The following is a 13,648-nucleotide window of genomic DNA, read 5'->3' on the forward strand; positions in this document are numbered from 1 at the left end:
GATTTATGATAGAACATATGTTTGATAGGCGGTGAACGGATATGAATTACATTAGCAATCAATTATTAAGCGGATTAAATCCCGTTCAGCAGGAAGCGGTCAAGACGACGGACGGTCCGCTGCTTCTGATGGCAGGTGCGGGAAGCGGAAAAACACGGGTGCTGACGCACAGAATCGCATACTTAATGGCGGAAAAACACGTGGCGCCGTGGAATATTCTGGCGATTACATTTACAAATAAAGCCGCCAGAGAAATGAAGGAGCGGGTGGAGAGCATTCTCGGCCCCGGCGCGGATGAAATCTGGATATCCACCTTCCACAGCATGTGCGTGCGGATTCTGCGCAGGGACATTGACAGAATCGGCATCAACCGAAACTTCTCCATTCTTGATACGGCTGATCAGCTTTCCGTTATTAAAGGGATTCTGAAAGAGCGGAATATCGACCCGAAAAAGTTTGATCCGAGAAGTATTTTAGGCTCGATCAGCAGCGCCAAAAACGAGCTGATCGAACCTGAGGAATTCGCAAAAACGGCCGGCGGCTACTACGATCAGGTCACGAGTGACGTGTATACCGATTATCAGAAAAAACTGCTGAAAAACCAATCGCTCGATTTTGATGATTTAATCATGACGACGATCAAGCTTTTCGAGCGTGTGCCGGAAGTGCTTGAGTTTTATCAGCGCAAATTCCAGTACATTCACGTAGACGAGTATCAGGATACGAACAGAGCGCAATACCTGCTCGTTAAGCAGCTTGCGGCCCGTCTTGAAAATATCTGCGTCGTCGGTGATTCCGACCAGTCCATTTACAGATGGCGCGGGGCGGATATCGCGAATATCCTTTCCTTTGAAAAAGATTATCCGAGCGCAAACGTGATTCTGCTCGAACAAAACTACCGCTCAACAAAGCGGATTCTGCAGGCGGCCAACGAAGTGATCAAAAACAACTCAAACCGCAAGCCGAAAAACCTGTGGACGGAGAATGACGAAGGCGTCAAGCTTTCTTATTACAGCGGCGACAATGAATTCGGCGAAGGCCAATTCGTCGCGGGCAAAATTTATGAGCTGAACAGCTCAGGCCGGCGGAAGCTTTCCGATATCGCGATTTTATACCGGACAAACGCCCAGTCGCGCGTTATCGAGGAAACCCTTTTAAAAGCCGGTCTGAACTACAATATCGTCGGCGGAACCAAGTTCTACGACAGAAAAGAAATTAAAGACATTCTCGCATATCTGCGCCTTGTGTCAAACCCGGACGATGACATCAGTTTTACACGGATCGTCAATGTGCCGAAACGGGGCGTCGGCGCCACTTCGCTTGAAAAAATCGCTTCATACGCAGCGATGAACGGCATGTCAATGTTCCAGGCGATCAAACAGATTGATTTCATCGGCGTCAGCGCGAAAGCGGCAAACGCGCTTGACGGCTTTGGCGCGATGATTGAAAACCTGACGAATATGCAGGATTACCTGTCCATTACGGAACTCACGGAAGAAATTCTCGATAAAACGGAATACAGAGAAATGCTGAAGGCTGAAAAGTCTATTGAGGCCCAGAGCCGTCTTGAAAATATCGACGAGTTTCTTTCTGTCACGAAAAACTTCGAACAAAAAAGCGAAGACAAGTCTCTCGTCGCGTTTCTGACCGATCTGGCGCTGATTGCGGATATTGACCAGCTCGACCAGAAGGAAGAGGAATCGGGCGGAAAGGATGCCGTCACGTTAATGACGCTGCACGCCGCTAAGGGGCTTGAATTTCCTGTCGTGTTCTTAATGGGCATGGAGGAAGGCGTATTCCCGCACAGCCGCTCCCTGATGGAAGAAGCCGAGATGGAAGAAGAGCGCAGGCTTGCATATGTAGGCATTACGAGGGCGGAAGAAGAACTGTACTTAACGAATGCCAAAATGCGCACCCTGTTCGGGCGCACCAATATGAATCCGGAATCCCGCTTTATCAGGGAAATACCTGACGATTTATTGGAGAACCTAAATGAGAAGAAAACCCCGCGCATGCAGCCGGGAAGAAAAATGCAACCGAAACGCGGGCCCGTATCCCGTCCTGTTTCCTACGCGAACAAAACAGGCGGCGACTCGCTCAGCTGGGCGGTCGGCGATAAAGCGGGCCATAAAAAATGGGGCACCGGAACGGTTGTCAGCGTAAAAGGAGAAGGCGAAAGCACGGAGCTTGATATCGCATTCCCGAGCCCAGTCGGCGTGAAACGTCTGCTGGCCGCCTTTGCCCCGATTGAAAAGCAGTAACCTGAAGAGGAAAGGAAGAACATGATGGACAAAGAAACAGCGAAACACCGGGCAGAAGAATTGCGCCGCACCATCGATCAGTACAGTTATGAATATTACACCTTAGATGAACCGAGCGTGCCGGATTCCGAGTACGACAGACTGATGCAGGAGCTGGTTGCCATAGAGGAAGAGCACCCGGAGCTCAGAACGCCTGATTCGCCCACACAGCGGGTCGGGGGAGCGGTGCTTGAATCTTTTCAAAAGGTGCAGCACGGCACGCCGATGCTCAGTCTCGGCAACGCATTTAACGATGATGATCTCCGCGATTTTGACCGCCGCGTCCGTCAGGCTGTCGGTGACAGCGTCGCTTACAATGTGGAGCTGAAAATAGACGGTCTTGCTGTTTCTCTCCGTTATGAAGACGGCTATTTCGTCAGAGGCGCGACAAGAGGAGACGGAACGACGGGCGAAGATATTACGGAAAACTTAAAAACGATCCGAAACATTCCGCTGAAAATGAAACGGAACCTCTCCATAGAAGTGCGCGGAGAGGCGTACATGCCGAAACAGTCATTTGAAGCGCTCAACGAAGAACGGCTGAAACATGAAGAAGAGCCGTTTGCCAATCCCCGGAATGCGGCTGCGGGCTCACTCCGACAGCTCGATCCGAAAATTGCAGCGAAACGAAATCTTGACATTTTCGTCTACAGTATAGCGGAGCTTGACGAAATGGGTGTGGAAACACAGAGTCAAGGCCTGGATTTTCTGGATGAGCTCGGTTTTAAAACAAACCAGGAACGGAAAAAATGCGCCACGATAGATGAAGTGATTGAAATGATCGAAGAGCTGCAGGCGAAGCGGGCCGATCTCCCGTATGAAATTGACGGAATCGTCATCAAGGTGGATTCGCTCGATCAGCAGGAAGAGCTCGGGTATACGGCAAAAAGCCCGCGCTGGGCGATTGCTTATAAATTCCCGGCAGAAGAAGTCGTGACAAAACTGCTCGATATCGAACTGAATGTCGGAAGAACGGGCGTCATTACGCCGACTGCCGTCCTGGAACCGGTAAAAGTAGCGGGGACGACGGTCTCAAGAGCATCCCTTCATAACGAAGATTTAATTAAAGAGAAGGATATCCGCATTCTCGATAAAGTGGTCGTCAAAAAAGCGGGCGATATCATCCCTGAGGTCGTCAATGTCTTAGTTGAACAGCGGACCGGAGAAGAAAAAGAATTCAATATGCCGACCAGCTGCCCTGAGTGCGGAAGCGAACTTGTCCGCATTGAAGGAGAGGTCGCGCTGCGCTGTATCAACCCGGAATGCCCGGCGCAAATCAGAGAAGGCCTGATTCATTTTGTCTCACGCAACGCGATGAATATTGACGGCCTCGGAGAACGTGTCATCACACAGCTTTTCCGTGAACATCTCGTCCGTAATGTCGCTGATTTATATAAGCTGACAAAAGAACAGGTCATCCGGCTTGAGCGGATGGGGGAAAAATCAACTGACAATCTGATCAGCTCGATCCAAAAGTCGAAAGAGAATTCGCTGGAACGGCTGCTGTTCGGTCTCGGCATCCGTTTTATCGGCTCAAAAGCGGCCAAAACACTGGCCATGCATTTTGAAAGCCTGGAAAATCTGAAACAAGCCACAGAGGAAGAGCTGCTTGCAGTAGACGAAATCGGTGAAAAGATGGCTGATGCCGTCATCACCTACTTCCGAAAAGAAGAAATGCTTGAGCTTTTGAATGAACTGGAAGAGCTCGGTGTGAACACACTCTATAAAGGCCCGAAAAAAGTAAAAGCGGAGGACAGCGACTCTTATTTTGCCGGAAAAACCATCGTGTTAACCGGAAAGCTTGAAGAGCTGTCCAGAAATGAAGCCAAAGCGCAGATCGAAGCGCTCGGCGGAAAGCTGACGGGATCTGTCAGCAAAAAAACAGACTTGGTGATCGCCGGAGAAGCGGCCGGAAGCAAGCTGGAAAAAGCGCAGGAATTAAACATTGAAGTATGGAATGAAGCACAGCTATTGGGAGAGCTAAAGAAATAAGAGGAGTGTTTTCTATTGAAAAAGATGTTGGCATTGGCGGCGACGGCGACCGCGGCAGTATTGATGCTGTCAGCCTGTTCGCCGAGTTTCGGGGGAAAAAAAGAGGAAGAGATCACGCAGAAAACCGCAAAGTCTTCTGAAAAAGCGATCATACCGAAATATAATATCTCTGATTCCTACTATAAGATGGTGCTTCCGTTTAAGGCCGGAAAAGCGCGCGGCCTGACCGCGGACCGGCTGAATACGAGGCTGGACATCGATGAATTCGAGACGGGGCTGATGCGGCTCGCTCAAGACACGTTCCCGACGGATGATTATTTGTATCAGGAAGGCCAGTATTTAGATGAGGATACGGTACTCAGCTGGCTTGACCGCAAAAAAGAAGGCAGTGATCTGAAAAAGGCGAAAAAGGCAGACGCCAATTTCCAGAATCTCGGATTAAACCCGGTGCTGCCAAGTTCGGGATCGGCAAAAGAGAAAAACGAAAACAGCCCGATTTACTTAGCGTCTATGCTTGAACAGGATTACTTAGTAAGAAAAGATAAAAATTCCATCCAGCTTGGCGGTGTCATGATCGGTCTCGCTCTCAACTCTGTTTACTATTACCGCGAAAAAACCGGTGATCCGCAGCAGGAAGTAGAGCTCAGCGACAAAACGATCCGCAGCCACGGGGAAGAAATCGCCCAGGAAGTCGTTAACCGTCTCCGGAAAATGGATAACCTGAAAAATGTGCCGATTACCGTCGCCCTTTATAAACAAGCGCCGAAAACATCAATCGTACCGGGAAATTACATTGCAAAAACAGAAGTCAAAGCCGGCTCATCCACCATTTCAAACTGGGATGATGTCAAAGAAAAATACGTGTTCTATCCGGCGGATACAGATACGGCAAAGAAATACCCTGACGATTCCGAAGTGTTTAAACGCTTCAAAAACGCGATCGACAGCTACTTCCCGAACTACACCGGAGTAGTCGGAACGGCGATGTACGAAAATGATGAAATGAGAAAAATGAAAATAGAAATCCCGATGCAATTTTACGGAAAAAGCGAAGTCATCGCCTTTACCCAATACTTAACGGGTGAGCTTATGGATTATTATTCAAAAGGCTCAGTCGATGTTGAAATCAATATCACCTCGTCAGACGGCCAGGAAGCGCTGATCGTCCGAAATGCGGGTGACAAAGAACCGACCGTCCATATTTACGATTAATGAAGCGCCCTTGTTCATTTGTTTATGAGCAAGGGTTTTTCTTGTATATATCGTTGGTGAGAGCAGTGACGTATGTTAAGATATTTGTATAAATAAGGATTAACAGGAAAAACTTTTTTGTTTATAGGCGGATGTTACTAATCTGTTAGGAACAAAAAGAAGGGCGGGATGTTGATGAATGACTTATGCTGAGTACACATATCACTGCCAAAAGATATGAAGAGGGTGAATCAGCATGCATAAAGATATTAAAGCGGTTTTGGAGGAAGATAAGGTGCTCGCTAAAGCCGGTGAAATATACGGCTTTACCAAATTTCAATTTATCGCAGACGCAGAGAACTACGTATATGAAATTGTGAAAGATAACGAACCTTATATCTTAAAAATTACGCATACGCTCCGCAGAACACCGGAATATATTCTGGGAGAAATGGAATGGCTTCATCATCTCACAAAGGGAGGGCTTTCAGCAGCAAAACCGATTCCTTCATTAAATGGCAGAGATGTCGAAGAAGTGCCGGATGGAAAAGGCGGAGCGTTTTTATTAAGAGTCTACGAAAAAGCGCCGGGCCATAAAGTTGAAGAATCAGACTGGAACGGAACTCTGTTTTATGAGCTTGGCAAGTATACGGGGAACATGCATCGGCTGACGAAAAGCTACCGTCTGAGCGACCCGAAATATAAAAGGCAGGAATGGGACGAAGAGGAGCAGCTGAAGCTGAGAAAATACGTGCCCGCAGATCAGCATCTTGTATTCGAGCGGGCGGATGCTTTAATGGAGGAACTGCGGAAATTGCCGAAGAACCCGGAAAGCTACGGTTTGGTGCACGCCGATTTGCACCATGGCAATTTCAACTGGGACAACGGAAAAATTACTGCCTTTGATTTTGATGATATCGGCTACAATTGGTTTGTGAATGATATCAGTATTTTGCTGTACAACATGTTGTGGTATCCGGTCATCCCGTATGAAGACAAGGCCGCGTTTACGGGTGAATTCATGACACACTTTATGAAAGGCTACAGGGAAGAAAATGACCTTGATCCCGCCTGGCTTGAAAAAATCCCGGATTTCCTCCGGCTGCGCCATATGCTGATCTACGGATTATTGCATCAGGCGTTTGACCTAGACTCACTCGGAGATGAAGAGCTTGAGATGCTGAAAGGCTTCAGACGCGATATTGAAAACGAAACACCGATTACTGAATATCATTTTTCTGCATTCGTATAAATAGAAAAACGCCGGCTGACATCAGTCCGGCGTTTTTTTATAACGTATCGCATTTCACTCCGACGACACCCTGAATTTCTTTAATATCATAATACACGTCCGTTGTGTAGCGGTTTTTATGAACGCTGATTTTCACTTCCATAATCGGAAATTCTTTTTCATGCAGATCATCTATCCGGACGGAGTGAATGCGGAGCTGTTTGCTTTTCATTTCCTTTAAAATCTCGGTCATTTTGTCTTTGTCGGAAAGAGACATCCTCACGCGGATATCTTTCTCCTTCAAGCGGTTGGGGCCGATTTTTCTGATCAGCCACGGAAGAAACTCGACGCTGATCAGGATAAACAAGAGGCTTGCGAACGCCTCCTTATAAAAGCCGGCGCCTGTGGCCAGACCCAGTCCGGCTGCACCCCAGATGATAGCCGATGTCGTCAGGCCGGAAATGACGTCATTGCTTTTACGCAGAATCACGCCCGCACCGATAAAGCCGACGCCGGAAATGATTTGGGCGGGAAGACGGAGCGGATCCATCATAATACGGTAATATTTCGGAAAATGATAGGCCGCATTAATGCTGACGATCGTCAGCATACAGGAGCTGACGGCGATGACGATACAGGTTTTCAGTCCGAGCGGTTTATTTTTCAGCTCGCGCTCAAGACCGATGATCATCCCGATCAGCGTGGCAATGCCCAGTTTTAATAAAATGTCCGGATCGATAGGCCAGCTCAATTTGCACAGCACCTCCGCAGTTTTTCTTATAGTAAATTGATATGATTTTCTCACAGTATTTATAGCAGGACAAGTGCGGAAGAAAAAAGCCGTCAGGGATAAAATCTGACGGCTTTTTGTCTATTTCTTCTTTTTCAAAAGAGTTTCCATCCGGCTGAACAGCTGATAAGAAGCATCGGCCGGTTTTTTGGTCAGCAGACTGACGGCAATACCGGCAATCAGACTGAGGAAGAATCCCGGAATGATTTCGTATATGCCGGTTGAAGCGGCAAGCCCCGTCGTAATCCAGATTAGAACGGCCGCAGCTCCGGTAATCATCGCCGCAAGCGCTCCCCATTCGTTCATCCGTTTCCAGTACAGACTGAGAAGGAGCGCCGGGCCGATGGCCGAACCGAAGCCTGCCCACGCATATCCGACCAGGTCAAGAATGGTGCTGTTCGGATTCATGGAAAGCAGGATGGCGATTACGGCCACGATGAATACCGACAGGCGTCCGGTCATGACCAATTCTTTATCGCTCGCTTCCCGTCTGAAAAAGGCGCGGTATAAATCTTCCGTAATGGCGCTTGCCGTTACGAGAAGCTGTGAGGAGATGGAACTCATAATCGCCGCTAAAATTGCGGACAGCAGGAAGCCCGTAATCAGCGGATGGAACAAGATTTTAGAAAAAATAATGAAAATCGTTTCCGGATCTTTTACGGAGACCCCGAAGTGATGAGAATACGCAACCCCGATAATCCCGGTAAGCAGTGAACCGACAACTGAAATAACCATCCAGCTCATCCCGATTCTGCGGGCGGGTTTTAAATCCTTCACTTCTTTAATCGCCATAAATCGTACGATGATATGAGGCTGGCCGTAATAGCCGAGTCCCCATGCCAAGTAAGAAATAATGCTAATGACGCTCGCGCCTTTAAAGATATCCAATAGTTTCGGGTTTACGGCGTTGATCGAATCAATCGTCGTTGAAACGCTCCCGAGCTGGGTAAAAGCAACGATCGGCACAAGCACTAATGCCGCAAACATGATCGCTCCCTGTACGAAGTCAGTCAGACTGACAGCAAGGAAACCGCCAAACAGCGTGTAAAGCACAACAACACCGGCCGTTAAAAACAAACCGAATTTGTAGTCGGCACCGAATGCCGATTCAAATAACCTGCCTCCGGATACCATTCCGGACGATGTGTACAGTGTGAAAAAGATCATAATAATCACGGCGGAAACAATTTTCAGCAATGATGACGAATGGCGGAACCGTTTATCGAAGAAATCGGGAATCGTAATCGCATCATCTGCAACTTCCGTATAGGCGCGCAGCCTCGGAGCAAGCAGCAGATAATTTGAATATGCGCCGATCGTCAAACCGAGCGCCAGCCATAAGGTCGATAATCCCGTTGCGAACATTGCGCCGGGAACCCCCATCAGCATCCATGCGCTCATGTCCGCCGCACCTGCGGACAGCGCCGTTACGAACGGGCCGAGTCCTCTTCCGCCCAGCATGTAATCATTAATATTCGTTGTCTTTCTGAATGCGTACCAGCCGATTAACAGCATGGCAGCAAAGTAAATGCCAAGAGATATAATTAATTCAATACTCACGGTTTCTGGACCCTCTCTTCTTTTAAGTAAATGTTGCATCACCTCTGCAGATTAGTAGTGCCGGACTTTTGCGCCGGCGGCAAGCCTTTAGTCATCATGACATGCCGAATGCATGATTTTGTGCAGGCTATGGTTACTAAACCTAACAAAGTATCCCCGATCAATCAACTCTCGAAACCTGGCCCATTCAAGGAAAAAATCCCCGGCAACATAGAACAGCTTAAAGATGAAAACGCTACCAATAAATTATAAAAGTAAAAATTTTCTGACATATAATTCGTTTCTCTTTCTCTCCGATTTAGGATAAAATAGAGAGGGTTTCATCATGCCTCAGGAGGCGGCGTTTTGTTGCTTTAGAGGGCTCGTTTTTGATATGATCTGTATTATATGACGAAACGGAGAATTATGCGGAGGTGGATCTTATGTCACGAATTTCTATAGAAGAAGTAAAACATGTCGCTCATTTGGCGAGACTCGCCATTACGGATGAAGAAGCTGAAATGTTCACAGAACAGCTTGACAGCATCATCTCGTTTGCCGAGGAGCTTAATGAAGTAGACACGGATAACGTGGAACCGACAACACACGTACTGAAAATGAAAAACGTAATGAGAGAAGATGAAGCGGGTAAAGGCCTTCCGGTCGAGGATGTCATGAAGAATGCTCCCGATCATAAAGACGGCTATGTCCGTGTGCCATCTATTCTGGATTAAAGGAGGGAGACAGTATGTCATTATTTGATCACAAAATCACAGAACTGAAACAAATGATACATAATAAAGACATCAAGATTTCCGATCTTGTTGACGAATCTTACAAACGGATCGCATCCGTGGATGATAAGGTGCAGGCGTTTTTGCAGCTTGACGAAGAAAGAGCCCGCGCTTACGCGAAAGAGCTTGACGAAGCGGTTGACGGCCGGTCTGAACACGGTCTTCTTTTCGGAATGCCGATCGGCGTCAAAGACAACATCGTGACAAAAGGGCTTCGCACAACATGCTCAAGCAAAATCCTCGAAAACTTCGATCCGATTTACGATGCGACGGTAGTAGAGCGCCTTCAGGCCGCTGAAGCCGTCACGATCGGAAAGCTGAATATGGACGAGTTCGCGATGGGTTCTTCTACTGAAAACTCCGCGTACAAAGCGACGAAAAACCCTTGGAATCTTGATACGGTTCCCGGCGGATCAAGCGGCGGTTCCGCAGCTGCGGTTGCAGCTGGCGAAGTGCCGTTCTCACTCGGATCTGATACGGGCGGCTCCATCCGTCAGCCGGCTTCTTTCTGCGGCGTCGTCGGATTAAAGCCTACATACGGACGCGTGTCACGTTACGGTTTGGTCGCTTTTGCGTCTTCATTAGACCAGATCGGACCGATCACAAGAAACGTAGAAGATAACGCATTCCTGCTTCAGGCGATTTCAGGCGCGGACAAAATGGACTCTACGAGCGCCAATGTCGAAGTGCCGGACTTTCTTTCTTCATTAACTGGCGATATTAAAGGCTTAAAAATCGCCGTACCGAAAGAATATCTCGGAGAAGGCGTCGGCAAAGAAGCGAAAGAATCGGTTTTAGCCGCTTTAAAAGTGCTTGAAGACCTTGGAGCGACATGGGAAGAAGTATCTCTGCCGCACAGCAAATACGCGCTTGCGACGTATTATCTGCTGTCATCTTCCGAAGCGTCTGCGAACCTTGCGCGCTTTGACGGCATCCGCTACGGATACCGCTCAGACAATGCGGACAACCTGATCGACCTTTATAAACAGACACGCTCAGAAGGCTTCGGCAACGAAGTGAAGCGCCGCATCATGCTCGGCACCTTCGCGCTCAGCTCAGGCTACTATGACGCGTATTACAAAAAAGCGCAAAAAGTGCGCACGCTCATTAAAAAAGATTTTGAAGACGTCTTTGAGAAATACGATGTCATCGTCGGACCGACAACGCCGACACCAGCTTTCAAAATCGGCGAAAAAACCAGCGATCCGCTCACAATGTACGCCAACGATATTTTAACGATTCCTGTCAACCTCGCGGGTGTGCCGGGAATCAGCGTGCCGTGCGGATTTGCGGACGGACTGCCGCTCGGACTGCAAATCATCGGAAAGCACTTCGATGAAGGCACTGTATACCGTGTCGCTCATGCTTTTGAGCAGGCAACAGATCATCATAAAGCGAAACCTGAACTGTAAGGGGTGAAATGAAGTGAACTTTGAAACGGTAATCGGACTTGAAGTCCATGTGGAATTAAAAACAAAATCTAAAATTTTCTCAAGCTCACCGACGCCATTCGGAGCGGAAGCGAATACCCAAACGAGCGTCATTGACCTTGGGTATCCCGGCGTGCTGCCCGTTTTAAACAAAGAAGCGGTCGAATTCGCGATGAAAGCCGCAATGGCTTTGAACTGCGAAATCGCAACGGATACGAAGTTTGACCGGAAAAACTATTTCTACCCGGACAACCCGAAGGCATATCAAATTTCTCAATTTGACAAGCCGATCGGCGAAAACGGCTGGATCGAAATCGAAGTCGGCGGAAAAACGAAAAAAATCGGTATTACCCGTCTTCACCTTGAAGAAGATGCGGGAAAACTGACGCATACGGGCGACGGCTATTCCCTCGTTGACTTCAACCGCCAGGGCACGCCGCTTGTCGAGATTGTATCTGAGCCGGATATCCGCACACCGGAGGAAGCTTACGCATATCTCGAAAAGCTGAAATCAATTATCCAATACACAGGCGTGTCTGACTGTAAAATGGAAGAAGGTTCACTGCGCTGTGACGCCAACATTTCTCTCCGTCCGATCGGCCAGGAGAAATTCGGCACAAAAACGGAGCTGAAAAACCTAAACTCCTTCGCATTCGTGCAAAAAGGCCTTGAGCATGAAGAAAAACGCCAGGAGCAGGTGCTTCTGTCAGGCGGCGTCATTCAGCAGGAGACGCGCCGTTACGATGAAGCGACGAAAAAAACCATTTTGATGCGTATCAAAGAAGGTTCGGATGACTATCGTTATTTCCCAGAGCCTGACCTTGTCGAGCTCTACATTGATGACGAATGGAAAGAACGCGTAAGAGCAACCATTCCTGAACTTCCGGATGAGCGCCGCAAACGTTATATCGAAGAGCTCGGCCTGCCGGCTTATGACGCAATGGTTCTGACGCTGACGAAAGAAATGGCTGATTTCTTCGAAGAAACGGTCAATAAAGGCGCAGAAGCCAAGCAGGCATCCAACTGGCTGATGGGTGAAGTGTCAGCTTACCTGAACGCCGAACAAAAAGAGCTTGAGGATGTCGCACTGACTCCTGAAGGCCTTGCCGGCATGATTAAGCTGATTGAAAAAGGGACCATTTCGTCTAAAATCGCGAAGAAAGTCTTCAAAGAATTAATTGAAAAAGGCGGAGACGCTGAAAAAATCGTCAAAGAAAAAGGCCTCGTGCAGATTTCTGACGAAAGCGTGCTTCTGAAGCTGGTGACAGATGCACTTGACAGCAACCCGCAGTCAATTGAAGACTTCAAAAACGGAAAAGACCGCGCGATCGGCTTCCTTGTCGGGCAGATTATGAAAGCCTCAAAAGGACAGGCCAACCCGCCGATGGTCAACAAAATCTTACTTGAAGAAATCAAAAAACGATAAAAAAAGCAGCCGCCTGTAAGGGCGCTGCTGACACGGAGACCGGCATGCGCCGGTCTCTTTTTTTATAAGCTGAAATAGGTTTCAATGGAAGCACGCAGCGTTTCAATCTGTTTATTTCCGCTGCCTGCCAAATTGGACAGCATTCCTTTAATAATCGGTTTTCGCGGCTCTTCCTTTGCGCTTTCCTCTTCAATGACTTCCAGCGAAATGAGAACGTCCTCAGGCAGCCCCTGCTGAGCTTTTGCCATTTGAATATCCGCGAGCAGTCTCTTTCTGTCCGCCGCGGGCTGAGTGAAAATATCCTCAGGCAAAAGCGGATCGGGATTGTCTTTTATCAGTCCGGTAATCAGATCATCGATCCTGGCGATCAGAAAGGGGGCCACGTTTTCCGTCCGGAATGCGGTATTTTCATTGAAAATCAAGAAATGGATATAAGAGCTCACAATCCCTTGGGCCATAACGGATGCGTCCGCTAAAAACGGTATGACGGCATCTCCGTAAACGGACAGCAAAGCATCCCGGTACAGCATGTTAAATTGAATATTCGCCTCATGAAAGTATTGTTTCACCTTTTGATTTTCTGGGATGACCTTTTCGCTCAGCAAGAGAATGATAAAGTCCTTATGCTCCATAAATTCCTGGAATTGATATGCGATTTGTTTTTGGAATACGTCCTTAGGCGGTTTATGCTGATGTTCTGTTTTGATCTTCTTTATTTCTTCCATAGACATGCCGATGTAATACTCACATGCGGACAGCAAAAGGTCTTCTTTTGATTTGAAATGGAGATAGAAGGCGCCTTTTGAAATTCCGCACTCACCGGCGATTTCCTGAATGGTTGTTGAAGAAAATCCTTTTTTAGCAAATAAATGGATGCCTGTTTTTATGATTTTCTCTTTTTTTTCGTTCATGACGTGCTTCCCCTTAATCCTTGAAAAATTTAGAAAAATTTACT

At 47.8% G+C, this 13,648-nt stretch carries 10 protein-coding genes; 7 read left to right on the plus strand and 3 right to left on the minus strand.

Annotation, left to right across the window (positions count from 1 at the left end):
• Nucleotides 1-41: 41 nt before the first annotated feature.
• The 4 genes from pcrA (at nt 42) to AC1DN5_RS17150 (ending at nt 6,735) form a co-directional block, all read left to right on the plus strand.
• The gene (pcrA, locus tag AC1DN5_RS17135) at nt 42-2,261 is read left to right on the plus strand and encodes a DNA helicase PcrA (RefSeq protein WP_366970097.1); all 2,220 of its coding nucleotides are present in this window, start codon (nt 42-44) and stop codon (nt 2,259-2,261) included.
• Nucleotides 2,262-2,285: 24 nt separating this feature from the next.
• Entirely contained in the window at nt 2,286-4,292 is a 2,007-nt protein-coding gene (ligA, locus tag AC1DN5_RS17140) for an NAD-dependent DNA ligase LigA (protein ID WP_366970123.1), read from the plus strand.
• Between the two features lie 15 nt (nt 4,293-4,307).
• On the plus strand, nt 4,308-5,504 hold the full coding sequence (locus AC1DN5_RS17145) for a CamS family sex pheromone protein (protein ID WP_016937002.1): 1,197 nt from the start codon (nt 4,308-4,310) through the stop codon (nt 5,502-5,504).
• A 235-nt stretch (nt 5,505-5,739) separates the two neighbouring features.
• The gene (locus AC1DN5_RS17150; protein WP_366970096.1) at nt 5,740-6,735 is read left to right on the plus strand and encodes a phosphotransferase enzyme family protein; all 996 of its coding nucleotides are present in this window, start codon (nt 5,740-5,742) and stop codon (nt 6,733-6,735) included.
• A gap of 37 nt (nt 6,736-6,772) precedes the next feature.
• Here the strand turns inward: AC1DN5_RS17150 and AC1DN5_RS17155 are convergent, their stop codons facing one another.
• Together AC1DN5_RS17155 and putP are read right to left on the minus strand one after the other, a co-directional pair.
• Complete coding sequence (locus AC1DN5_RS17155; RefSeq protein ID WP_045926645.1) at nt 6,773-7,465, minus strand: MgtC/SapB family protein; 693 nt, start codon at nt 7,463-7,465, stop codon at nt 6,773-6,775.
• 120 nt (nt 7,466-7,585) lie between these two features.
• The gene (gene putP / locus AC1DN5_RS17160; protein WP_099744448.1) at nt 7,586-9,064 is read right to left on the minus strand and encodes a sodium/proline symporter PutP; all 1,479 of its coding nucleotides are present in this window, start codon (nt 9,062-9,064) and stop codon (nt 7,586-7,588) included.
• A 422-nt stretch (nt 9,065-9,486) separates the two neighbouring features.
• Here putP and gatC point away from each other — a divergent pair, with 422 nt between their 5' ends.
• Genes gatC through gatB form a run of 3 tightly spaced genes read left to right on the plus strand, consistent with a single transcriptional unit; the run spans nt 9,487 to nt 12,693 of the window.
• Nucleotides 9,487-9,777 (plus strand): Asp-tRNA(Asn)/Glu-tRNA(Gln) amidotransferase subunit GatC, encoded by a 291-nt coding sequence (gene gatC / locus AC1DN5_RS17165; protein WP_003155732.1) that lies wholly within the window; start codon nt 9,487-9,489, stop codon nt 9,775-9,777.
• 14 nt (nt 9,778-9,791) lie between these two features.
• On the plus strand, nt 9,792-11,249 hold the full coding sequence (gatA, locus tag AC1DN5_RS17170; RefSeq protein ID WP_016936998.1) for an Asp-tRNA(Asn)/Glu-tRNA(Gln) amidotransferase subunit GatA: 1,458 nt from the start codon (nt 9,792-9,794) through the stop codon (nt 11,247-11,249).
• Between the two features lie 13 nt (nt 11,250-11,262).
• Entirely contained in the window at nt 11,263-12,693 is a 1,431-nt protein-coding gene (gene gatB / locus AC1DN5_RS17175; protein WP_016936997.1) for an Asp-tRNA(Asn)/Glu-tRNA(Gln) amidotransferase subunit GatB, read from the plus strand.
• 62 nt (nt 12,694-12,755) lie between these two features.
• Here the strand turns inward: gatB and AC1DN5_RS17180 are convergent, their stop codons facing one another.
• Entirely contained in the window at nt 12,756-13,604 is an 849-nt protein-coding gene (locus AC1DN5_RS17180) for a TetR/AcrR family transcriptional regulator (RefSeq protein WP_366970095.1), read from the minus strand.
• Between the last annotated feature and the right edge of the window lie 44 nt (nt 13,605-13,648).

Source organism: Bacillus sp. 01N42_2, from assembly GCF_056399565.1.

Coding starts and splice junctions, on each gene's coding strand:
- pcrA (WP_366970097.1), top strand. CDS start 42: ATGAATTACATTAGCAATCAATTATTAAGCGGATTAAATCCCGTTCAG.
- ligA (WP_366970123.1), top strand. CDS start 2,286: ATGGACAAAGAAACAGCGAAACACCGGGCAGAAGAATTGCGCCGCACC.
- AC1DN5_RS17150 (WP_366970096.1), top strand. CDS start 5,740: ATGCATAAAGATATTAAAGCGGTTTTGGAGGAAGATAAGGTGCTCGCT.
- gatC (WP_003155732.1), top strand. CDS start 9,487: ATGTCACGAATTTCTATAGAAGAAGTAAAACATGTCGCTCATTTGGCG.
- gatA (WP_016936998.1), top strand. CDS start 9,792: ATGTCATTATTTGATCACAAAATCACAGAACTGAAACAAATGATACAT.
- AC1DN5_RS17180 (WP_366970095.1), bottom strand. CDS start 13,604: ATGAACGAAAAAAAAGAGAAAATCATAAAAACAGGCATCCATTTATTT.